The 21,206-nt window shown below is 61.0% G+C and carries 20 protein-coding genes and 1 pseudogene; 17 read left to right on the forward strand and 4 right to left on the reverse strand.

The genetic code is table 11. The features are described 5' to 3' along the window. The first annotated feature begins 220 nt into the window (after nt 1-220). The 6 genes from secY to rplQ all read left to right on the forward strand — a co-directional run bounded on the left by secY (nt 221) and on the right by rplQ (nt 4,933). On the forward strand, nt 221-1,561 hold the full coding sequence (gene secY, locus NKK51_RS07060; protein ID WP_023812083.1) for a preprotein translocase subunit SecY: 1,341 nt from the start codon (nt 221-223) through the stop codon (nt 1,559-1,561). After that, entirely contained in the window at nt 1,558-2,154 is a 597-nt protein-coding gene (locus tag NKK51_RS07065) for an adenylate kinase (RefSeq protein ID WP_023812082.1), read from the forward strand. The genes secY and NKK51_RS07065 overlap by 4 nt, the downstream gene beginning before the upstream one ends. 210 nt (nt 2,155-2,364) lie before the next feature. Continuing rightward, the gene (gene rpsM, locus NKK51_RS07070) at nt 2,365-2,733 is read left to right on the forward strand and encodes a 30S ribosomal protein S13 (protein WP_013531437.1); all 369 of its coding nucleotides are present in this window, start codon (nt 2,365-2,367) and stop codon (nt 2,731-2,733) included. A gap of 161 nt (nt 2,734-2,894) precedes the next feature. Then, nucleotides 2,895-3,284, forward strand: a complete 390-nt coding sequence (gene rpsK / locus NKK51_RS07075; RefSeq protein WP_006205444.1) for a 30S ribosomal protein S11 — start codon at nt 2,895-2,897, stop codon at nt 3,282-3,284. A 102-nt stretch (nt 3,285-3,386) separates the two neighbouring features. Further along, nucleotides 3,387-4,397 (forward strand): DNA-directed RNA polymerase subunit alpha, encoded by a 1,011-nt coding sequence (locus NKK51_RS07080; protein WP_023812081.1) that lies wholly within the window; start codon nt 3,387-3,389, stop codon nt 4,395-4,397. 104 nt (nt 4,398-4,501) lie between these two features. After that, a complete protein-coding gene (rplQ, locus tag NKK51_RS07085; RefSeq protein WP_352551983.1) occupies nt 4,502-4,933 on the forward strand; it encodes a 50S ribosomal protein L17 in 432 nt (143 codons plus the stop codon). A 93-nt stretch (nt 4,934-5,026) separates the two neighbouring features. On the opposite strand, the gene NKK51_RS07090 is transcribed toward rplQ, so the two are convergent. Further along, complete coding sequence (locus NKK51_RS07090) at nt 5,027-5,659, reverse strand: hypothetical protein (protein WP_352551985.1); 633 nt, start codon at nt 5,657-5,659, stop codon at nt 5,027-5,029. Between the two features lie 84 nt (nt 5,660-5,743). On the opposite strand from NKK51_RS07090, the gene NKK51_RS07095 reads away from it, so the two are divergent. From NKK51_RS07095 to NKK51_RS07140, 10 genes and pseudogenes are all read left to right on the forward strand, one after another. After that, nucleotides 5,744-7,231 carry a DegQ family serine endoprotease gene (locus tag NKK51_RS07095; protein ID WP_352551987.1) on the forward strand — a complete coding sequence of 496 codons (1,488 nt, stop codon included), beginning with the start codon at nt 5,744-5,746 and terminating at the stop codon, nt 7,229-7,231. Nucleotides 7,232-7,279: 48 nt separating this feature from the next. Next, complete coding sequence (locus NKK51_RS07100; RefSeq protein ID WP_023812079.1) at nt 7,280-8,587, forward strand: replication-associated recombination protein A; 1,308 nt, start codon at nt 7,280-7,282, stop codon at nt 8,585-8,587. A 171-nt stretch (nt 8,588-8,758) separates the two neighbouring features. Continuing rightward, on the forward strand, nt 8,759-9,589 hold the full coding sequence (locus tag NKK51_RS07105; RefSeq protein ID WP_127295791.1) for an aspartyl/asparaginyl beta-hydroxylase domain-containing protein: 831 nt from the start codon (nt 8,759-8,761) through the stop codon (nt 9,587-9,589). 160 nt (nt 9,590-9,749) lie between these two features. Continuing rightward, nucleotides 9,750-10,964: a hypothetical protein gene (locus NKK51_RS07110; protein WP_352551988.1), complete on the forward strand. Its 1,215-nt coding sequence runs from the start codon at nt 9,750-9,752 to the stop codon at nt 10,962-10,964. A 31-nt stretch (nt 10,965-10,995) separates the two neighbouring features. After that, complete coding sequence (locus NKK51_RS07115) at nt 10,996-11,388, forward strand: hypothetical protein (RefSeq protein WP_352551989.1); 393 nt, start codon at nt 10,996-10,998, stop codon at nt 11,386-11,388. 77 nt (nt 11,389-11,465) lie between these two features. Continuing rightward, the gene (crcB, locus tag NKK51_RS07120) at nt 11,466-11,840 is read left to right on the forward strand and encodes a fluoride efflux transporter CrcB (protein WP_352551991.1); all 375 of its coding nucleotides are present in this window, start codon (nt 11,466-11,468) and stop codon (nt 11,838-11,840) included. A 62-nt stretch (nt 11,841-11,902) separates the two neighbouring features. Beyond that, nucleotides 11,903-12,883 (forward strand): RluA family pseudouridine synthase, encoded by a 981-nt coding sequence (locus tag NKK51_RS07125; protein ID WP_023812076.1) that lies wholly within the window; start codon nt 11,903-11,905, stop codon nt 12,881-12,883. A gap of 62 nt (nt 12,884-12,945) precedes the next feature. Continuing rightward, a pseudogene (locus NKK51_RS07130) lies at nt 12,946-13,817 on the forward strand (DMT family transporter). An 11-nt stretch (nt 13,818-13,828) separates the two neighbouring features. Beyond that, nucleotides 13,829-14,620 (forward strand): ATP12 family chaperone protein, encoded by a 792-nt coding sequence (locus NKK51_RS07135; protein ID WP_352551992.1) that lies wholly within the window; start codon nt 13,829-13,831, stop codon nt 14,618-14,620. 190 nt (nt 14,621-14,810) lie between these two features. Then, nucleotides 14,811-16,697 carry an MFS transporter gene (locus NKK51_RS07140; protein WP_023812073.1) on the forward strand — a complete coding sequence of 629 codons (1,887 nt, stop codon included), beginning with the start codon at nt 14,811-14,813 and terminating at the stop codon, nt 16,695-16,697. 104 nt (nt 16,698-16,801) lie between these two features. On the opposite strand, the gene NKK51_RS07145 is transcribed toward NKK51_RS07140, so the two are convergent. Beyond that, nucleotides 16,802-16,999, reverse strand: coding sequence for a DUF2735 domain-containing protein (locus NKK51_RS07145; protein ID WP_023812072.1), 198 nt, complete (start codon nt 16,997-16,999; stop codon nt 16,802-16,804). Nucleotides 17,000-17,314: 315 nt separating this feature from the next. Here NKK51_RS07145 and NKK51_RS07150 point away from each other — a divergent pair, with 315 nt between their 5' ends. Beyond that, complete coding sequence (locus NKK51_RS07150) at nt 17,315-18,355, forward strand: glutamine synthetase beta-grasp domain-containing protein (RefSeq protein ID WP_023812071.1); 1,041 nt, start codon at nt 17,315-17,317, stop codon at nt 18,353-18,355. A gap of 738 nt (nt 18,356-19,093) precedes the next feature. Here NKK51_RS07150 and glnA read toward each other — a convergent pair. Further along, the gene (glnA, locus tag NKK51_RS07155; protein WP_128306005.1) at nt 19,094-20,503 is read right to left on the reverse strand and encodes a type I glutamate--ammonia ligase; all 1,410 of its coding nucleotides are present in this window, start codon (nt 20,501-20,503) and stop codon (nt 19,094-19,096) included. A 65-nt stretch (nt 20,504-20,568) separates the two neighbouring features. Beyond that, nucleotides 20,569-20,907: a P-II family nitrogen regulator gene (locus tag NKK51_RS07160; RefSeq protein ID WP_006205430.1), complete on the reverse strand. Its 339-nt coding sequence runs from the start codon at nt 20,905-20,907 to the stop codon at nt 20,569-20,571. Nucleotides 20,908-21,206: the final 299 nt, after the last annotated feature.

A 21,206-nucleotide genomic window follows, 5' to 3' on the forward strand; every position in this document is an offset into this window, starting at 1 on the left:
CCGCCTTCAAAGGCCGCCTGCCGATAAACCTCAATTCCTCCAGCTCCCGGAACTAGTGTCACCCTTTTTCCCCCTCTTTGGCTTTTTTAGCTGCACAACAGGGCGGCCGCGCAAACGCGCCCGCTTGCATGTTTAGAGCCCGGAGCTTATCTCGTGAGCTTCGGTGAAACGCGCCGCCTGACCTCAGGGCCATCAAGCGTTACCAAGCGGAGAATCAGGCATGGCTTCGGCTGCTGAACAATTAGCCTCGAATCTGAATTTCTCGGCCTTCGCCAAGGCGGAGGATTTGAAGAAGCGCATCTGGTTCACGATCGGCGCGCTGCTCGTCTATCGCCTCGGCACCTACATCCCGCTTCCCGGTATCAATCCCGACGCCTTCGCCCAGGCCTTCTCTTCGCAGAGCAAGGGCGTGCTCGGCATGTTCAACATGTTCGCCGGCGGCGCCGTGCAGCGCATGGCGATCTTTGCGCTCGGCATCATGCCTTATATCTCCGCGTCCATCATCATGCAGTTGATGACCTCGGTCATCCCGTCACTGGAAGCGCTGAAGAAGGAAGGCGAACAGGGCCGCAAGGTCATCAACCAATACACGCGCTACGGCACCGTGCTGCTTGCGCTGGTTCAGGCCTATGGCATTTCTGTCGGTCTGGAAGGCGGCAACGGCATCGTCAGCGATCCCGGCATGTTCTTCCGCATCTCGACCGTCGTCACGCTGGTCGGCGGCACCATGTTCCTGATGTGGCTGGGCGAGCAGATAACCGCGCGCGGCATCGGCAACGGCATTTCGCTGATCATCTTCTCCGGCATCGTCGCCGGCCTGCCGCACGCCATCTCCGGCACGCTGGAGCTTGGCCGCACCGGCGCGCTGTCGACCGGCCTGATCCTGGCGATCATCGTGCTGGCCGTCGTCGTCATCGCACTCATCGTGTTCTTCGAGCGCGCCCAGCGCCGCTTGCTGATCCAGTATCCGAAGCGCCAGGTCGGCAACCGCATGTTCCAGGGCGATACCTCGCATCTGCCGCTGAAGCTCAACACGTCGGGTGTCATTCCGCCGATCTTCGCCTCGTCGCTGCTGTTGCTGCCGGCCACCGTCGCGGGTTTCTCGCAGACGACCAACATGCCGGCCTGGGCAAGCACCATTCTGGCTGCACTCGGACATGGCCAGCCGCTCTACATGGCATTCTATGCGGCGATGATCGCGTTCTTCGCTTTCTTCTACACTGCGATTGTCTTCAACCCGAAGGACACCGCCGACCAGCTCAAGAAGCATTCAGGCTTCATCCCGGGTTATCGTCCGGGCGAGCGCACCGCCGATTACATCGATTACGTTCTCACCCGCATCACCGTCGTCGGCGCCATCTATCTGGTGCTGGTGTGCCTGCTGCCGGAGTTCCTGATCTCGGCGACTGGCGTACCATTCTACCTTGGTGGCACATCGCTTCTGATCGTGGTCAGTGTCACGCTCGATACGGTTGCGCAGATTCAGGGCCACCTGATTGCGCACCAGTATGAAGGCCTGATCAAGAAGTCGAAGCTGCGCGGGGGGAAGAAAGCCAGATGAGGTTGATATTGCTTGGGCCGCCAGGAGCGGGCAAGGGGACGCAAGCACAAAGACTGGTAGAAAAACACGGCATACCCCAGCTCTCGACGGGCGACATGCTGCGTGCTGCCGTCCAGGCAGGCACCGAAGTCGGCAAGCGCGCCAAGGCGGTGATGGATGCCGGTGAACTGGTGTCCGATGCGATCGTCAACGCGATCGTCGCCGAGCGTATCGATCAGCCCGACTGCGCCAAGGGGTTCATCCTCGACGGCTATCCGCGGACCCTGGTGCAGGCGGATGCGGTCGAGCAGATGCTGTTGGATCGCTCCCAGGCCCTCGACGCCGTCATTGAGCTCGTGGTCGACGACAAGGCTCTGGTTGGCCGGATCGTCAAGCGCGCCGACGAGGCGCAGGCAGCCGGCCTTCCCGTTCGCAAGGACGACAACCCGACGGTGTTCGAAGAGCGCCTGAGGGAATACTACAAGAAGACGTCGCCGCTGATTGGCTACTACTATGCCAAGGGCAAGCTCCGCAGTGTCGACGGCATGGCCGATATCGACGCCGTGACGGAACAGATCGAAGCGGTGCTCAAGGACGCAGTGCGGGGAAATTAACGATTGCACTTGACGGAAGCGGTTCGCTGCGGTATGGCGGCCCGTCTTCCTATCAGGCATGAGCTTTGCTTGTCCGCAAGGGCAAGGCAGCCGCATTGAACTGGAAACTCCCGCATGGGCCGGCCTCCACCGGACGCGGGGCAACTTAAGACAGCGCCGTGCCCGCCTCGTTTTTGAGGATTGGCCGGCCCACATGGAGAAGGGAAGAACATGGCTCGTATAGCCGGCGTCAACATTCCGACCAACAAGCGCGTTGTCATTGCGCTTCAGTACATTCACGGCATTGGCAAGCGGTTCGCCCAGGAGATCGTCGACAAGGTCGGCATCCCGGCCGAGCGCCGCGTCAACCAGCTGACCGACGCGGAAGTGCTGCAGATCCGCGAAACCATCGACCGCGATTACCAGGTTGAAGGCGACCTGCGCCGCGAAGTCTCTATGAACATCAAGCGCCTCATGGACCTCGGCTGCTACCGCGGCCTGCGTCACCGCCGCTCGCTGCCGGTCCGCGGCCAGCGCACGCATACCAATGCGCGCACCCGCAAGGGCCCGGCCAAGTCGATCGCCGGCAAGAAGAAGTAATTTGTTAGGGGAATAAGGGAGTAGGGGAGTAAGGCAGTAGGGAATGCTCATCAATCGGGCCGCACTTTTCCCTACTCCCTTACTGCCCTATTCCCCTACTCCCTTACGAAGGTGGAGCCGCTGGCATTACGGCGGTGTAGAGATCAACTGAAAGGACTATCATGGCCAAGGAAGCCGCTCGTGTTCGCCGTCGCGAACGCAAGAATATCTCGTCGGGCGTTGCCCACGTCAATTCGACCTTCAACAACACGATGATCACCATCACCGACGCGCAGGGCAATTCGATTGCCTGGTCGTCGGCCGGTGCCCAGGGCTTCAAGGGTTCGCGCAAGTCGACCCCGTTCGCTGCCCAGATGGCTGCCGAGGATGTTGCCAAGAAGGCCCAGGAACACGGCATGCGCATGCTCGAAGTCGAGGTCTGCGGGCCCGGCTCCGGTCGTGAATCGGCACTGCGCGCCCTGCAGGCCGCCGGCTTCACCATCACGTCGATCCGTGATGTGACGCCGATCCCGCACAATGGCTGCCGCCCGCGCAAGAAGCGTCGCGTCTAAGCATTTACCGAACGCCGCGCGAGCGCCCTTGGGCGCTCCTCCGCGGCATTCCAGGTCGCCCGCCACGATTGGATGGTGGCGGGTCAACGGAAGGAAAGCATCATGATCCAGAAAAATTGGCAGGAACTGATCAAGCCGAACAAGATCGAGTTCTCGTCGAAGAAGAAGACGCTGACCACGCTGGTCGCCGAGCCTCTCGAGCGTGGCTTTGGCCTGACGCTGGGCAACGCGCTGCGCCGCGTGCTTCTGTCTTCGCTGCGCGGTGCGGCTGTTACCGCCGTGCAGATCGACGGCGTTCTGCATGAATTCTCGTCCATCGCCGGTGTGCGCGAGGACGTGACCGACATCGTCCTCAACATCAAGGAAATCGCCATCCGCATGGAAGGCGATGGTCCCAAGCGCATGGTCGTTCGCAAGCAGGGACCGGGTGCGGTTCTCGCCGGCGACATCCAGACGGTTGGCGACGTCGAGATCCTCAACCCCGACCACGTCATCTGCACGCTGGACGAAGGCGCTGAAATCCGCATGGAATTCACCGTCGACACCGGCAAGGGTTACGTGCCGGCCGACCGCAACCGCGCCGAAGACGCGCCGATCGGTCTCATCCCGGTCGACAGCCTTTATTCGCCGGTCAAGAAGGTCTCCTACAAGGTCGAGAACACCCGCGAGGGTCAGGTTCTCGACTATGACAAGCTGACCATGACGATCGACACCGACGGTTCGATCACCGGCGAGGACGCGGTGGCTTTCGCCGCCCGCATCCTGCAGGACCAGCTCGGCTTGTTCGTCAACTTCGACGAGCCGCAGAAGGAAGTCGCCGCCGAGGCCGTCACCGAGCTCGCCTTCAACCCGGCGCTGCTCAAGAAGGTCGACGAGCTCGAGCTTTCGGTGCGTTCGGCCAACTGCCTGAAGAACGACAACATCGTCTATATCGGCGACCTGATCCAGAAGACCGAAGCCGAGATGCTCCGCACCCCGAACTTCGGCCGCAAGTCGCTGAACGAGATCAAGGAAGTCCTGGCGGCGATGGGCCTGCACCTCGGCATGGAAGTGCCGGACTGGCCGCCGGAAAATATCGAAGACCTCGCCAAGCGTTACGAAGACCAATATTGAGCATGAATTCCAAGGATGGGCGGCGTGGGCCGCTCGATCCGACGGTCATGCGGAAAACCATCAGAGGCCACGGCCTCTTGAACAACTGAAGAAGGAAAAGAGCCATGCGCCACGGTTTCAAAGGCCGTCGCTTCGCCCGAAGCATTAGCCATCGCAAGTCGATGTTCGCCAACCTCGCCGTGTCGCTGCTCGAGCACGAGCAGATCGTCACGACCTTGCCGAAGGCGAAGGACCTGCGTCCGATCGTCGAGAAGCTGGTGACGCTCGGCAAGCGCGGCGACCTGCACGCCCGCCGCCAGGTCATTGCCCAGGTCGGCAATGAAGGCGTCGTCAAGCGTCTGTTCGACACCATCGCGCCGCGTTACGCCAACCGCAATGGCGGCTATCTGCGTATCATGAAGGCGGGCTTCCGTCACGGTGACAACGCCGCCATGGCTGTCATCGAGTTCGTCGATCGTGACGTCTCGGCCAAGGGCGCCGGCGACCGCGCTCGCATCGAAGCCGAAGGTGCCGACGCGGATGCCGCAGCCGCATAAGGCTCGGTTTTCCCAATGAGTTCAAAGGGGCCTGCGGGCCCCTTTTTTGTTTGCCGATGTTTGCTGTCCATCGGCCAGCGCCAGGTACTGGCTTCAGCTCAACAGCTTCCAATTGAATGCACCCGGTACCTCTTCAGTCTTCGGGTAGGGGTATGAATAGATACTGTCGAGGACGGCTTGAGAATCGATTTTCGCCATCGATTGCGATGGGGAGGAGACGTTCAAATAGGTTTCGGCGTCTTGGTTGCCGATGAAGTCGGCAGCCACATGAAAATGTATCTGAATCGGTCCGGCGCAGATGTTCATTCCGATGTCATGGCCGGACGTCGCGTAGAAAACCTTGGCCTGATCTGGAGTCCAAAGGCCGGCACCCAGGAACTCTGATGGCTTTGTCTTTCCGCTGAACCCGTCCAGGGAGACTGCAAAGCGAGTGGTGAGAGCCTCCAAATCGCCTTTGAGGCAACTGGCCTGCTCAATTTGAAACCAGTTCATCTGGCGAGGCGGCGTGATATCAAAGGAAATTTCGAGCTTTCCGAACGTCCAGTAATCTGGATCGACATGCTCAGGCGTGCCGAGCACTTCGACAATCTCGGCCATTGTCATGTCGGGGGAGATCGGCCCCAAGCTGCCGGTCTTCAAAAAGTCACGGAAAGACAGGAGTTGTTTTTTCATCAGGGCCACGAGGTTTTCGGTTTCAAGGTCAGCTGTAGCTGTTTTGCTGCCCAAAATAATCGGATTTCAGCGGCTTAGCCTTTCATTTTGCACAATCGTCGGGACAATGCCCCCGAACTTGCCTTGGAGGATTCGCGAATGCGCGCCAGAAGACTGCCCTTTGTTCTGCTTTTCGCCGTCATGGCGTTTGCGGCCGCACCGGTGGTCAGGCAGGCATTGGCCGAGGAGACCAAGACCGATCCCGGCCTGTCCGATGTGCTGACCGACCTGCTGCATGGCGTCGAAGGCGAAAACGCCACGGCTGGTCCCGACAAGCGTGTGCCGTTCGGCCGCGAGGAGGTGCAATTGTCCTTTGCGCCGCTGGTCAAGCAGACAGCGCCGGCGGTGGTCAACGTCTATGCCTCGCAGACCGCCAAGGTCACGTCGCCTTTCGACGGCGATCCGTTCTTCGAGGAATTCTTCGGCCGCTCGCAGCCGCGTGCGCAGTCTTCGCTGGGCTCCGGCGTGCTGGTCGATCCGACCGGCGTCGTGGTCACCAATTACCACGTCATCAAGGATGCCGACCGGGTCAAGGTGGCGACGGCGGACGGACGCGAGTTCGACAGCAAGGTGCTGCTCAAGGACGAGACACTCGACCTAGCCGTGCTCAAGATCACCTCGGACAAGCCGTTTCCGGTCATCGCCATCGGCGATTCCGACGCGCTTGAGGTCGGCGACCTGCTGCTGGCCATCGGCAACCCCTTCGGCGTCGGCCAAACCACCACCAGCGGCATCGTCTCGGCACTGGCCCGCAGCCATATCGGCGTGTCGGATTCCAGTTTCTTCATCCAGACCGACGCCGCCATCAATCCGGGCAATTCCGGCGGTGCGCTGATCAACATGGGCGGCCAGCTGGTGGGCATCAACACCGCCATCTACAGCCGCAGCGGTGGTTCGATCGGCATCGGCTTTGCCATTCCCTCGAACATGGTTCGCGCTTTTGCCGACGCGGCCAAGGCCGGGCTCGACTTCTTCGAGCGGCCCTATGTCGGCGCCGAGTTCGAAGCGGTGACGCCGCAGATCGCCGAATCGCTCGGCATGGAGAAGCCGACCGGTGCGCTGGTCTCGTCGGTCGAAGCGACCGGTCCGGCCGCCAAGGCAGGGCTCAAGCCCGGCGACGTGGTGCTGCAGCTCAACGGCAAGCCGGTCGAGAGCATCGAAGCGCTGGACTACCGGATGGCGACGCTGTCGATCGGCACCACCGCCAATTTCGCGGTTTTGACCAAGGGCCAGCAAGCGGCGATGGATATAGCGCTGGAGCGTGCTCCGGAAGGCATGAAGGCTGCCGAGGTGACGCTGCATGGCCGCAGCCCGTTTTCGGGCGCCAAGGTCGCGGAGCTGTCGCCCCGGCTCGCGCAGCGGCTTGGCCTGCGCACGGACATCAAGGGCGTCACCGTGGTCGACATCAACCGCGATTCTCCGGCCGCCGATTTCGGCTTCCAGCCGGGCGACATCGTGCGTGAGGTGAACGGCACCACCATCGATACCGCGGCGACCCTGGAGCTGGCGGCCAAGACGGATACGCGCTGGTGGCGCTTTACCGTCGAGCGCGGCGGGCAGATAATGCGTCAGGTATTGCGTTATTAGGGCTGGGTTCCGTGCATTCGGGCTCATGCTCCAACGAAAAAGAAGTGCATGGCCGATCTGTTCAGCGTCGATGAACCGGAAAAGACGCCGCCCGGGCGGCCGCTGGCCGACAGGCTGCGGCCGAGAAACCTTGGCGAGGTCGTCGGCCAGGAGCATCTGACCGGCCCTGACGGCGCGCTGACCCGGTTGATCGGTTCCGGCTCGCTCGGCTCGATGATCTTCTGGGGGCCGCCCGGCACCGGCAAGACCACCGTGGCGCGCCTGCTTGCCGGCGAAACCAGCCTGGCCTTCGAGCAGATATCGGCTGTCTTTTCCGGCGTCGCCGACCTGAAAAAGGTGTTCGAAGCGGCCAAATTGCGCCGCACCAATGGCCGCCAGACCTTGCTGTTCGTCGACGAGATCCATCGCTTCAACCGTGCCCAGCAAGACAGCTTTCTCCCGGTCATGGAGGACGGGACAGTCGTGCTGGTTGGCGCTACGACCGAAAACCCGTCCTTCGAACTGAATGCCGCTTTGTTGTCACGCGCGCGCGTTCTGGTCTTCCATTCGCTTGGCGAGGAGAGCATCTCCAAGCTGATGGTGCGGGCGGAGGAGACCGAGGGCAGGGCGCTGCCGCTCGACGACGAGGCGCGGGCCATGCTCATCCGCATGAGCGATGGCGACGGCCGGGCCTCGCTGACGCTCGCGGAAGAAGTCTGGCGGGCAGCCAAACCCGGCGAGGTCTTCGATCCCGAGGGACTGCAGCGCATCGTCCAGCGCCGCGCGCCGATCTACGACAAGGGCCAGGACGGCCATTACAATCTGATCTCGGCGCTGCACAAATCGGTACGCGGTTCAGACCCTGACGCGGCTCTCTACTATCTCGCACGCATGTTCGATGCGGGCGAGGATCCGCTCTATCTAGGCCGCCGGCTGGTGCGCATGGCGATGGAAGACATCGGCCTTGCCGACCCGCAGGCGCTTGTCGTCGCCAATGCCGCCAAGGATGCCTACGACTATCTCGGCTCGCCCGAAGGCGAACTCGCCTTTGCCGAGGCCACCGTCTATCTAGCCACCGCGCCCAAATCCAACGCCGTCTACAACGCTTTCAAGGCTGCCACGCGGGCCGCCAAGGAACATGGCTCGCTGCTGCCGCCCAAGCACATCCTCAACGCGCCGACCAAGCTGATGAAAGCGGAGGATTACGGCGCCGGCTATCGTTACGACCATGACGAGCCGGATGCCTTTTCCGGGCAGGATTATTTTCCGGAGAAGATGGGCCGCCAGACCTTCTATGATCCGCCCGAGCGCGGCTTCGAGCGCGACATCAGGAAGCGGCTCGACTATTGGGCGAAGCTGCGCAAGGAGCGGGAATAGCGGGTTTGCGTGAGGCCGTTGACCAGATCCGCCAGGCAGCCAGCCGGCCACGATAGCAGGGCCGTTGTGTGGTAACCCAAAAAACCTTATCAAGGCGCACGGCCGGGCGGTGGCCGTTGCCTTGATTTGGGCACCTCATTCGCAACAGGATCGCGCTTCGCGCGTGGAAAAATGACAAAAACCCTTCGCAAATCCCTTCGCAAGTTCGCCATTGCCATCCCGCTTCTCGCCCTTGGCTTCTATTTCATTCCCATCCTGACGACGATCTTCATCATCTGCGGCCTGATCGACGTGCTGCGCAACGACCGCAAGGATCTGTCGCTGTTCTCAGGCTATTTTCTCGGCAACGGCCTGTTCACCTGGCTGCTTTCGCCGTTCAATCTGCTGGTCGACCTCTTGTGCTACAGAAATCCGGGCGTCTGGAAGCTGGAGCAGTTTCCCGCCGACTACCAGCGCGAGGTCAACGAGGTCCTGGACATCTTCAAAGCGCGCAAGGATGAGATCATCGCCGACATCGACGCCAATTTCGGCGCCGGCCGGCGCGGCATGTATGTCTACCAGTGGTACGGCAAGCACAGGATCGATAATGTCGCCGAGTTCAACAAGGATTTCAAATACATCAAGACCATAGCCGTTTCCGTCTTCAGCAAGCGCGAATCGACGTCCTGGCATTTCGGCCCGCTGCGGCTCAGCCTGCGCATCCTCTACAATCTGATCCCGGTGAAGTCGGAGATTTTCGTCGAGTGCGGCAACGTCAAGAATTACTGGTACGACAATCCGCTGTTCATCTTCGACGACACGCTGCTGCATCGCTCGGTCAACGAGTATGACGGCCGCCGCTACTGCGTGTTCATGGACATTATCAGGCCGTCTCCGGTTCCCCGTCTCATCGCGGGCATGCTCGCCATCGTCTCGGTCAGCGTCGAGCGCATCAATTCCATGTTCTACAAGAACTGGAAGATGATCGGCTCGACCAAGCCGAAAAATGCCGGGACGACCTGAGCTTTAGAGAACCGGCGCTGCCGGCGGCATTTGGGTGCTCCGCATGTGAGATTTGGCCCATCCTTGTGGCCGCTCATGCGCCGGAACGGCTGCTGGCTGCATGAACGGCGGCCCCGGGCTGACTTTGACAGTTCTGCCTCTCCCCTCCTGGCGGCTTCAAGTGACGAAGAACAGATCTCTCGGATTTTGGGCAACGACCTATGTGTGCACCGCTCTGCTGGGAGTTGCTCTTGCTCTCACCTATGTAGGGCTTGAACAGCCTGTCTATTACTGGGACTTCGCTGCCTATTTCGACACGTTCAGCCAGCAAGGCACGCTCTTGGTTCAGAGCCCTCTCGAATGGCTCAGCCACCTGAGAACCTCGATAGCCACGGATGACTACAGTGCGGCGATCCTGGTGCCGCTGATGCCGTTTCACATCATTTTTGGGGATTCGAGGTTTTCCTACATCGCCGGAACAGTCGCTGTTTATCTGGTCCCGACCGCTCTTCTCATCGGCAGAATAAGCTATCTGGAGGCGGCGACCGGAACATCTTCATGCCGAAGCTGGCTCACCGTATGGATTGCGGCCTTTCTCTACACGCCCTTCTGGGCGGCGACGCTCCGTGGGTTGCCTGACATTGCCGGCTGTTTCGCGCTTTGCGCGGCAACCTATTTTCTCTGGAAATCGAGGTTCCTGACCCTTGAACCGGTGATCAGCGGAATACGTGTCGGCGTATGCCTGTGGTTGGCATTCGTGCTGCGCCGCTGGTACGCCTATCCCGTCATCGGGGTCGGAATTTCCGCAGCCTTCTTCTGTTTTCTGCAGGCGAAAGACCGGGACTTTCCGGCACTCCGCAATGCCGCCGTCGGGGGCCTGTGTGCGATCCTCGTGGTTGTCGGAGCCGCGCTGACCTTGCAGCAACCCCTGATCCTCAAGATACTGGGAAACAGGCGGATACAAGACAAACTTCGGTTCACAGCTTGGCCAGGTAGGATCGCGGCTCAGCTATGTGAACTGGCTGTTGATCGTATTTGGCCTTTACATCTCCATCATACGCCGAAACAGATTTTCCCTGTTCTGTGCCGTTGCTTCGGCACTCACCTTCGTCCTCTTCACCCGCATGCAGGACCCGGATCGCCATCATTCGGTGCCAGTATTTCTTTGGCTCTTTCCTGCCTACGGCCAGGCAATCGTTGCGATCGTTTCGATGCCAGCGCTGAGATCGCGATGGTCTGCTGCCGCGATAGCCGTTGCCGCCGGGCTGGCGTTTTTCGGTACTTTTTTCCCGACTGGCCGCCAGGTGCTGTCACCGATCAGCTACGTCTTTGCCAGCGAAGCCACGCTCCCGCTGCACCTCGACAATCTTCCAGAATACAGGCGCCTTATCGATGACCTTCTTGGAAAGATGGGACCTGAGGACCGGTTGTCGGTATTTGCATCCAGCGGGATGATGAGCGATTCATTGCTGTATGAAATGGACAAGGACCTTCACCCTCGCATCGAGTGGGCTTGTCAGGTCGATAGTCGCGATCGATTCAGACCGGCGACGTTGAAGTCCAAATACGTTGTCGTGACCGACCCGCCCGTTATCCATCTGCAGCCGGGCGCGCAGCTCTGCGTCTCGATACCCGACCAATACATTGTCGAGGGCAAAGGCATCGGCGCAGCATACAGGCGCATCGCTGCGTACCAGCTGTCCGGCGACGTCAAGGGCTACCTCTACGAACAGGTGCGCCCAATCGGCAAAACGGAGATCGATGACCTCTACAACGAGTTCAGGAAAAAATATCCGGGGTGGGCTACGCCTGAGTGGTGACGAGCTCGGCTGGTCTCTGCGGTTGCGCTCATAAACGAGGGATTGACCGGGCAGCCCTGTGGGGGCAGTAAACGGACATGTTCAATCTGTTTCTCGTCGTCGTCGGTGGCGGCATCGGTGCCGGAATTCGTCACCTTACCAACATCGGCGCGCTGCGCCTTGTCGGCCCCAGCTATCCCTGGGGCACGATGGCCATCAACATCATCGGCTCCTTCGCCATGGGGCTGTTCATCGCCTCCATGATGCGCCGTGGCGGATCGAACGAGGTCAGGCTGTTCGTTGCTACCGGCATTCTTGGCGGTTTCACCACCTTCTCCGCCTTTTCGCTCGATTTCGCGACGCTGTGGGAGCGGGGAGCCACGCTGCCTGCGCTGGCTTATGCCCTTGCCAGCGTCATTGGCGCCATTATCGCCCTGTTTCTGGGACTTTGGCTCGCAAGAAGCCTGCCTTAGTGCTATTGCCGCGCCAAGAACAGGCCGAGCTTCGCTCGGGAAACGGATAAGCGACAAAAAACATGGCAGGCGTTGAACAGATCACGGTGGAGGCCGGCGAGGCGGGCATGCGGCTCGACCGCTGGTTCAAGACCCATTTCCCGGGCCTTGGTTTCGGCCATTTGCAGAAGCTTCTGCGCTCCGGCCAGATCCGTGTCGACGGCGGTCGGGTCAAGGCGGACACCCGTGTCGAGCCCGGCCAGATGGTTCGCGTCCCACCGCTCGAGGTCGACAAGAAGGGCGAGAGTGCGCTGACCGGCCACTCGATCCGCAACCAGGGCGATGCCGATGTTCTCGCCAAGATGCTGATCCACGAGGATCCCAAGGTTTTCGTCTTCAACAAGCCGGCGGGCCTTGCGGTGCAGGGTGGCTCGGGCGTCACCCGCAATGTCGACGACATGCTGGAGGCCTGGCGCAACCAGAAGGGCGAGAAGCCCAGGCTGGTTCACAGGCTCGACCGCGACACCTCGGGCGTGCTGGTCGTCGCCCGCAGCCGGCTGGCCGCCATGAAGCTCTCGGAAGCGTTTCGCGCCCGCGAGACCAAGAAGACCTATTGGGCGCTGGTCAAGGGCGTGCCGCCCAAGCGCGAGGACAAGATCTCGACCTGGCTGATCAAGGAGCCGACGCCGGACGGTGACCGCGTGCGTGTCGCCGCCCACGGCGAAAAGGGCGCCGACCACGCCGTGTCCTACTACCGCATCATCGAGCAGGCGGCGCAGACGATGACCTGGCTGGAGATGGAGCCTTATACCGGCCGCACCCACCAGCTTCGCGTTCATGCCGCCCACATCGGCTGTCCGATCCTGGGCGATCCGAAATATTTCGAGGCCGACACCAACTGGGACTTTCCCGGCGGCATTCAAAACCGCCTGCATCTGCATGCGCGCCGCATCATCATTCCGCATCCCGACAAGGGCGTCATCGATGTCACCGCGCCAATGCCGCCGCACATGCGACAGAGCTGGAACCTGATCGGCTTCGACGACGCCAGCGCGGAGGACTGATCGTGAGCGGCGCCACCGACGGGCTCGCCACCGATACGCTTGATCGCCGCGACACGGTCGACATGGCCGCCGCCGCCATCATGGTCGGGCTGACCTTTTCCTGGGGGCTGAATTACGTCGCCGCCAAGATCTCCTACGCCGGCTATGATCCGGTTTTCCTATCGATCGCGCGCTCGATCATCGGCGGCCTGTGTGTCTTTGCCTGGTGCCGGTGGCGCGGCATCGCGCTTTTCACGCGCGACGGGACCTTGCTCGCCGGCATCGCGGTTGGCGCGCTTTTCGGCATCGAGTTCCTTTGCCTTTATGTCGGCCTGGAGCATACGACCGTTGCCCGCAACACGCTGCTGGTCAACACGATGCCGTTCTGGAGCTGCTCGGCGGCCATTTCCTGCTTGGCGAGCAGATCACGTTGAGAAAATTCCTTGGCCTGCTGCTGGCCTTTGCCGGTCTTGCCGCGGTGTTTTCCGACAAGCTCGGCGGCGGCGGAGACATGCTGTTCGGCGATCTCCTGAGCCTCGGCTCCGGATTCTTCTGGGCTTTGACCAACATCCTCATCAAGCGGTCGAAGCTGGTCGAGGCGAGCGCCGAAAAGCTTCTGCTTTACCAGCTCGCCGGGGCAGCGATCGTAGGCGTCTTGGTGCTGCCTCTCGCCGGCCCGCCCGTTCGCGATCCGACCGTGCTGCCGACTTTGGCGCTGCTTTTCCAGGCTGTCTACATCGTCGCCTTCACCTATGTGCTGTGGTTCTGGCTGCTGCGGCGCTATCCGGCATCAGGCCTGTCCAGTTTCACCTTCCTGTCGCCGGTTTTCGGCGTGCTGTGCGGCGCCATGTTCTTGAATGAGCCCCTGACCATGCGCATTTTTCTGGCACTTGGCCTGATTGCCGCCGGCCTGATCATCGTCAACCGGCCGGTGCGCAAGCTGACGCCGGTGTAAGAGAGACCTTCATGCGTGATATCCTCAACGACCTCGAAGCGGGCAAATATCTTTCCCATCCCGATCCGGTGCGTCGCGCCCAGATCCAGATGAAGACGCATCTGCCGAAGCGCTTCTACAAGGCCGCCTCTGTCGCACCTGTCGACAATGGCTTTGCCGTGCATCTCGACGGCAAGCCGGTGCGCACCCCGGGCAAGGCGCTGCTGGCGCTGCCTACCGAGGCAGCAGCAGTGCTTGCCGCCGACGAATTCGCCGCCCAAAGCGAGACCATCAATCCGGTGACCATGCCGGTGATGCGTCTCGTCAACACCGCCATCGACGGTGTTGCCAGCGACCCGCAGGCGGTGCTGGAGGATATCCTGCGCTTCGCCTCATCCGATCTGCTCTGCTACCGCGCCGACGTACCGCAGGGGCTGGTGGAGCGGCAGAACCAGCATTGGGATCCGGTGATCGACTGGGCGAGGGGAACACTCGGGGTCCGCTTCAATCTCGCCGAGGGCATCATTCATGTCGAGCAGCCGCGCGAGACCATCGCCGTGCTGGGCAGCCATCTTGCTCAGCGAACAGAGCCGCTGCGGCTTGCCGCCATCCATGTGATGACCTCGCTGACCGGTTCGGCTCTGCTGGCGCTGGCTGTCGATTTCGGCGAACTCGATGCCGATTCTGCCTGGGCCGCTGCCCATGTCGACGAGGACTGGCAGATCGAGCATTGGGGGCAGGACGCGGAGGCCGTTGCCCGCCGCGCGGCTCGCAAGCGCGACATGATGGCTGCTGTCGGCCTGCTGGAAGCGCTCAAGCGCTAAGGAGTTTTCCAGCTCGCCCGGATTCATCCCGCAGTGCACCTAATACCAAAGTCATAATCCCAAAGACGCGCTGCCTTTGGCAGGCGCTTTCTGTCATTTTTCCGAATGGCTGTCGTTGAGTCCGTGCTCGGAGGAGAACGCGGACGGTGTCGCGCAGCATCGAGAACGGGTCTCACGGGAGGATAACGCAATGGCAATCGCATCGACCGCCGGCGGAGCAAGCCGCGGCATGACGCGGGAGGAGAAGAAAGTCATCTTCGCTTCCTCGCTCGGCACCGTTTTCGAATGGTATGATTTCTATCTCTACGGCGCATTGGCCGGAGCGATCGGCGCGGCATTCTTCGCCTCCTATCCAGAGGCGACTCGCAACATCTTCACGCTGCTGGTTTTCGCCGCCGGCTTCCTGGTGCGCCCGTTCGGCGCGCTGGTGTTCGGTCGCATTGGCGATCTCGTCGGCCGCAAATACACATTTCTTGTCACCATCCTGATCATGGGCCTGTCGACCTTCCTGGTCGGCCTGCTTCCCGGCTCGGCGAACTGGGGCATTGCGGCGCCCATCATCCTGGTCGGGCTGCGCATGCTGCAGGGCCTGGCGCTCGGCGGTGAGTATGGTGGTGCGGCGACCTATGTCGCCGAGCATGCTCCCGACGATCGCCGCGGCTTCTATACGTCGTGGATTCAGACGACGGCGACGCTCGGCCTGTTCCTGTCGCTGATCGTCATCCTGGTCGTGCAGAATTCGCTGAGCAAGGAGGATTTCGCGGCTTGGGGCTGGCGTATTCCGTTCCTGCTCTCGGCCATACTGCTCGGCATATCGGTCTGGATCCGCCTGTCGCTTGCCGAATCGCCGACTTTCCAGCGCATGAAGGACGAGGGCAAGGGCTCCAAGGCGCCGCTGACGGAAGCCTTCGGCCAGTGGAAGAATGCCAAGATCGCGTTGCTCGCGTTGTTCGGCCTCACCGCCGGCCAGGCTGTGGTCTGGTACAACGGCCAGTTCTACGCGCTGTTCTTCCTGGCGAATGTGCTCAAGGTCGACCCACAGTCGGTCAACATCATGATCGCGATTGCGCTGGCGCTCGGCGCGGTCTTCTTCGTCGTGTTCGGCTGGCTATCCGACAAGATCGGCCGCAAGCCGATCATCATGGCCGGTCTCGCGCTGGCGATCGTCACCACCTTCCCGCTGTTCAAGGCGCTGACATGGGCCGCCAACCCGGCGCTCGCCACCGCCCAGCAGAACACGCGTGCGACGGTGACCGCTGCTCCGGGGGACTGCAAGTTCCAGTTCAATCCAACCGGAACACGCAAGCCTCTCACCTCGTGCGATATTGCGACGGACTTCCTGGCCAAAAGCTCGGTGCCCTATGATATCGTCACGACAGCGGCAGCGGGAACAGCGGCCAGCGTCAAGATCGGCGCCGAGACCGTGACGTCTTACGACGCCGTGGCGGCCGCTGATAAGGCTGCTCCAAGCGATGCGGCTTTCAAGAAGGCGATCAACCTGGCGCTTCAGGACGGCGGTTACCCGCTGAAGCGTGCTGCCGCCAAGGTTGCTGACCAAAAGCTCGACGCCTTTGTCGCGGCCAATCCCGAACTGAAGCTCGACGCGGCAGCCATTCGCGCCGGTGAAAAGGCCACTGTCCCGCTCGCCCAGGCGGTCAAGGACAAGCTGCTGACGGCCGATGAGGCTGCCGGCGCCACGGACGTGACCGTCTACAGTGTTCCGGCGGCCGGTGCGTTCGCGATGTTTGCCGACCCGGCGGCGGTCAACTGGGCAAAGGTCATCGGCATCCTGTTCATCCTGGTCCTCTACGTGACCATGGTCTACGGGCCGATCGCGGCGATCCTGGTCGAGATGTTCCCGACCCGCATCCGCTATACCGGCATGTCGCTGCCCTATCACATCGGCAATGGCTGGTTCGGCGGCCTGCTGCCGGCGATCGTGTTCGCGCTCAGCGCCTCCAAGGGCGATATCTACTACGGCCTCTGGTATCCGGTGGTGATCGCGGCGATGTCGCTGATCATCGGCATGATCTTCGTCAGGGATACGCTGGGAACCAACCTGCACGACAAGCAGTAGCTGACAGCTCCAGCATACAAAGATAAAGCCCGGCGCGAGCAATCGCGCCGGGCTTCCTCTTTTCAGGCCAATTATCCGTTGACGAGGGCTGCTGCCCCTCTGTGTCAGCTCTTGCGGCCCCGGGCCTCATCCTCGATGGCTGCCTCATGGTACCAGCCGTCGCCGAAGTCTGCGCGGGCACCACGCAGCGAGGCAAGCTCTGCCGCAAACTTAGCCCTTCCGCTCAAATTTGAGGCAGAGAGGCGCGCTGCTGCCGGGAACATCAGAATTTTGGCCGACGGTCGTGTGGAAATGATTTCCATGCCGGATTCCTTTCTTCCGCCGAACCTTTTCGATTCAACTTGGTCCAAAGATAAGGTCTGCAATCAAGTTAGGCAATATGCCTATGAAAAGATCAGTATTTGCACACTATTTGTGCAAATAACGATTGTGATGGATCCGGGCGCATTGCTTAGGCGCTCACCGACTTTCGAGCGGATGCCGCGTCAATTTTGCCGCACCCTCCGGACCAAGAATGGCACACGAATTGCATTTTAAGTGTGCGGCAGGCCGTCTGCTGACGGCAGACGCATGTCGACGCCGTTCAGTGTTCGGTGATCAAGCAACGAGAGGCTAGAATGACGAAATACAAGCTCGAGTATATCTGGCTCGATGGATATACCCCGGTCCCCAACCTTCGCGGCAAGACGCAGATCAAGGAATTCGCCGAATTCCCTGATCTTGAGCAGCTGCCGCTGTGGGGCTTCGATGGTTCCTCGACCCAGCAGGCCGAAGGGCACAGCTCCGATTGCGTGCTGAAGCCGGTTGCGGTCTATCCGGATCCCGCCCGCACCAACGGCGTGCTGGTCATGTGCGAAGTCATGATGCCCGATGGCGTGACGCCGCACGCATCCAACAAGCGCGCCACCATCCTCGATGACGAGGGCGCCTGGTTCGGCTTCGAGCAGGAATATTTCTTCTACAAGGACGGCCGGCCGCTCGGCTTCCCCGAGAGCGGCTATCCCGCACCCCAGGGCCCGTACTACACCGGCGTCGGCTATTCCAATGTCGGCTCCATTGCGCGCCAGATCGTCGAGGAGCATCTCGACCTCTGCCTCGCCGCCGGCATCAACCACGAAGGCATCAACGCCGAAGTTGCCAAGGGCCAGTGGGAATTCCAGATTTTCGGCAAGGGCTCCAAGAAAGCCGCCGACCAGATGTGGATGGCCCGCTACCTCATGCAGCGCCTGACCGAGAAGTACGGCATCGACATCGAATACCACTGCAAGCCGCTTGGCGACACCGACTGGAACGGCTCTGGCATGCACGCCAACTTCTCGACCGCCTATATGCGCGAAGTCGGCGGCAAGGCCTATTTCGAAGCGCTGATGGCGGCCTTCGACAAGAACCTGATGGATCACATCGCCGTCTACGGCCCGGACAACGACAAGCGTTTGACCGGCAAGCACGAGACCGCGCCGTGGAACCGGTTCAGCTATGGCATTGCCGACCGTGGCGCCTCGATCCGCGTGCCGCATTCCTTCATCAAAAGCGACTACAAGGGTTATCTGGAAGACCGCCGTCCGAACTCGCAGGGCGACCCCTACCAGATCGCCTCGCAGATCCTGAAGACGATCGCCTCGGTTCCGGCAAGCGCCCAGGTTTCGGCCGCCGCGTAAGCGTTTCGGACTGCATGACAAGAAGACCCCCGGCGTTTCGCGCCGGGTTCTTTTTTGGCCGTTACCCGGCTGACGGCATTCCTGGGAAAACATACCCAGAAAAAGTCAGGGAATTCACGCGATCGCAAATCGCCCGGGAGTTCTTGCCGCAGCCATGTGAGCCTCCGGCGATCACTCGCTATAAAGCCCGGAAAAGCGCCTTTTCCAGCCCTTATCCGGGGCAAAGGGCCTTCCATAAGCATCTGTTCATACAGCAGAATCGGCCATTCGCGGCCCAGCTTGCGACGTTGACAGATCACGCTACGGCATGCGTATTCGCAGGCCTTGGGGTTACGTCACGCAATGCTGTTCGGACGGGCGGGGTTTTCTGAACGGCGGCATTGGCGTGGGCGCCGGACGAGCGGTCACTGTAGCCTGAGACAGTGCTCCGCTCGCTCCTGGCTCCAACGTTGGCGACCGAGCGGCCGCCTTGATCTTCACTGGACATCGCCGAGTAGTGATTGAATTCACCGGACCGACGCTCAAGCCGGCCGCTCCGATGGACCGTAGGTCCAAGAATCCGGGCATCGTGCGATCGCCGAAGACGAAAGGCGGATACGGGTGCGCATGCGGCTGCCGCGCAGGCGAGACATGCCGGTCGGCTGGCAATTCCTATTGGAGCGCAGCAAAAAGCCCTTGAAAGAGCGAAGTCTTTCAAGGGCTTGAGCATTATAGCTAATCTGGACTGAGATTGAAATCTCAGACCGAGTAGTACATGTCGTATTCGACCGGATGCGGGGTCATTTCGAAGCGCATCACTTCGGCCATCTTCAGCTCGATGTAGCTGTCGATCTGGTCGTCGTCGAAGACGCCGCCAGCCTTCAGGAAGCCACGGTCCTTGTCGAGGCTCTGCAGGGCTTCGCGCAGCGAACCGCAGACGGTCGGGATCTTCTTCAACTCCTTCGGCGGCAGGTCGTAGAGATCCTTGTCCATCGGCTGGCCGGGATGGATCTTGTTCTTGATGCCGTCGAGGCCGGCCATCAGCAGAGCGGAGAAGGCGAGGTAGGGATTCGCGCCCGGATCGGGAAAGCGGACCTCGACGCGCTTGGCCTTCGGCGACGAGCCGAACGGGATGCGGCAGGACGCCGAGCGGTTGCGCGCCGAATAGGCGAGCAGAACCGGCGCTTCGTAACCCGGCACCAGGCGCTTGTAGGAATTGGTCAGCGGGTTGGTAAAGGCGTTGATCGCCTTGGCATGCTTGATGACGCCGCCAATGAAGAAGAGGCAGTTTTCCGACAGACCCGCATATTCATTGCCGGCGAAGGTCGGCTTGCCGTTCTTCCAGATCGACATGTGGACGTGCATGCCCGAGCCGTTGTCGCCGAAGATCGGCTTCGGCATAAAGGTGGCGGTCTTGCCATAGGCGTTGGCGACCTGGTGGACGACATATTTGTAGATCAGCATCTTGTCGGCGTTGCGCACCAGTGCGTCGAACTTGATGCCGAGTTCGTGCTGGGCCGCCGCCACCTCATGGTGATGCTTTTCGACGCGCACGCCCATCTCGGCGAGCACGGTCAGCATTTCCGAGCGCATGTCCTGCGCGCTGTCGATCGGCGGCACCGGGAAGTAGCCGCCCTTGACGCGCGGACGGTGGCCGAGATTGCCGGTCTCGTAGTCGGTGTCGTCGTTCGACGGCAGTTCCGTGGAGTCGAGCTTGAATCCGGTGTTGTAGGGATCGGCCTTGTACTTGACGTCGTCGAACACGAAGAACTCGGCTTCCGGGCCGACATAGATGGTGTCGCCGATACCTTCCGCCTTCATGTAGGCCTCGGCCTTCTTGGCCGTACCGCGCGGATCGCGGTTGTAGGATTCACCCGAAACCGGATCGAGGATGTCGCACAGGATGACCATGGTCGACTGCGCGAAGAACGGGTCCATGTGAACCGTGTCCGGATCGGGCATCAGCACCATGTCAGACTCGTTGATGGCCTTCCAGCCGGCAATCGACGAGCCGTCGAACATCACGCCATCGGCGAACATGTCTTCCTCGACCTCGATGACATCCATCGTCACGTGTTGCAGCTTGCCCTTCGGGTCTGTGAAGCGCAGGTCGACGAATTTCACGTCGTTGTCCTTGATCTGCTTCATGATGTCTTTGGCTGTCGTCATGTCATGTATCCCTGTTTGATGACGTTTTTTGTTGATGACGTTTTCAGGAGGATGGCCGGGTCAGGTCAGACCGCGTCCATGCCCGTTTCGCCGGTGCGGATTCGCACAACTTCCTCGATATTGGAAACGAAGATCTTGCCGTCACCGATGCGGCCCGTCTGGGCCGCCTTGCGGATGGCCTCAATGGCGCCTTCGACCGCGTCGTCGCCAAGCACGACCTCGATCTTCACCTTGGGCAGGAAATCGACGACATATTCGGCGCCGCGATAGAGTTCGGTGTGGCCCTTCTGACGACCGAAGCCTTTTGCCTCGGTGACAGTGATGCCTTGCAGTCCGGCTTCCTGAAGCGCTTCCTTCACTTCGTCCAGCTTGAATGGCTTGATGATCGCTTCGATCTTTTTCATGTAAAAAGTGGCCTCCACTGCCAAAAAAACGGGTTGTGACCCCCCGCTTGCGCCTCCATCAAGCACGAACTGTGCCAATTCAGCGGATTCTAAGCGGTCTCATAAGATTTCAAAGCCGCGCCGCACCGGGATGCAAATTCGCGTCATTCACTGCACCGGAAGCGGCATGGGCTGCCAGAGCCTACACAGCGCCAACACCCGCGTCCGCACAAAAATCAGGCACATCGCCTATCCCGCAGGCAATTTTCTGCCCGCGATGCCTTCGTCCCGACGTTATGGCTGCAGATCTCGGCAACTCC

The sequence above is a fragment of the Mesorhizobium sp. M0011 genome (assembly GCF_040324155.1).
Lineage (GTDB): Bacteria > Pseudomonadota > Alphaproteobacteria > Rhizobiales > Rhizobiaceae > Mesorhizobium.

What these genes read in the sequence shown, in the direction of transcription:
- secY (WP_023812083.1), top strand. Translation starts at nt 221, where the DNA reads ATGGCTTCGGCTGCTGAACAATTAGCCTCGAATCTGAATTTCTCGGCC.
- NKK51_RS07065 (WP_023812082.1), top strand. Translation starts at nt 1,558, where the DNA reads ATGAGGTTGATATTGCTTGGGCCGCCAGGAGCGGGCAAGGGGACGCAA.
- rpsM (WP_013531437.1), top strand. Translation starts at nt 2,365, where the DNA reads ATGGCTCGTATAGCCGGCGTCAACATTCCGACCAACAAGCGCGTTGTC.
- rpsK (WP_006205444.1), top strand. Translation starts at nt 2,895, where the DNA reads ATGGCCAAGGAAGCCGCTCGTGTTCGCCGTCGCGAACGCAAGAATATC.
- NKK51_RS07080 (WP_023812081.1), top strand. Translation starts at nt 3,387, where the DNA reads ATGATCCAGAAAAATTGGCAGGAACTGATCAAGCCGAACAAGATCGAG.
- rplQ (WP_352551983.1), top strand. Translation starts at nt 4,502, where the DNA reads ATGCGCCACGGTTTCAAAGGCCGTCGCTTCGCCCGAAGCATTAGCCAT.
- NKK51_RS07095 (WP_352551987.1), top strand. Translation starts at nt 5,744, where the DNA reads ATGCGCGCCAGAAGACTGCCCTTTGTTCTGCTTTTCGCCGTCATGGCG.
- NKK51_RS07100 (WP_023812079.1), top strand. Translation starts at nt 7,280, where the DNA reads ATGGCCGATCTGTTCAGCGTCGATGAACCGGAAAAGACGCCGCCCGGG.
- NKK51_RS07105 (WP_127295791.1), top strand. Translation starts at nt 8,759, where the DNA reads ATGACAAAAACCCTTCGCAAATCCCTTCGCAAGTTCGCCATTGCCATC.
- crcB (WP_352551991.1), top strand. Translation starts at nt 11,466, where the DNA reads ATGTTCAATCTGTTTCTCGTCGTCGTCGGTGGCGGCATCGGTGCCGGA.
- NKK51_RS07125 (WP_023812076.1), top strand. Translation starts at nt 11,903, where the DNA reads ATGGCAGGCGTTGAACAGATCACGGTGGAGGCCGGCGAGGCGGGCATG.
- NKK51_RS07135 (WP_352551992.1), top strand. Translation starts at nt 13,829, where the DNA reads ATGCGTGATATCCTCAACGACCTCGAAGCGGGCAAATATCTTTCCCAT.
- NKK51_RS07140 (WP_023812073.1), top strand. Translation starts at nt 14,811, where the DNA reads ATGGCAATCGCATCGACCGCCGGCGGAGCAAGCCGCGGCATGACGCGG.
- NKK51_RS07145 (WP_023812072.1), bottom strand. Translation starts at nt 16,999, where the DNA reads ATGGAAATCATTTCCACACGACCGTCGGCCAAAATTCTGATGTTCCCG.
- NKK51_RS07150 (WP_023812071.1), top strand. Translation starts at nt 17,315, where the DNA reads ATGACGAAATACAAGCTCGAGTATATCTGGCTCGATGGATATACCCCG.
- glnA (WP_128306005.1), bottom strand. Translation starts at nt 20,503, where the DNA reads ATGACGACAGCCAAAGACATCATGAAGCAGATCAAGGACAACGACGTG.
- NKK51_RS07160 (WP_006205430.1), bottom strand. Translation starts at nt 20,907, where the DNA reads ATGAAAAAGATCGAAGCGATCATCAAGCCATTCAAGCTGGACGAAGTG.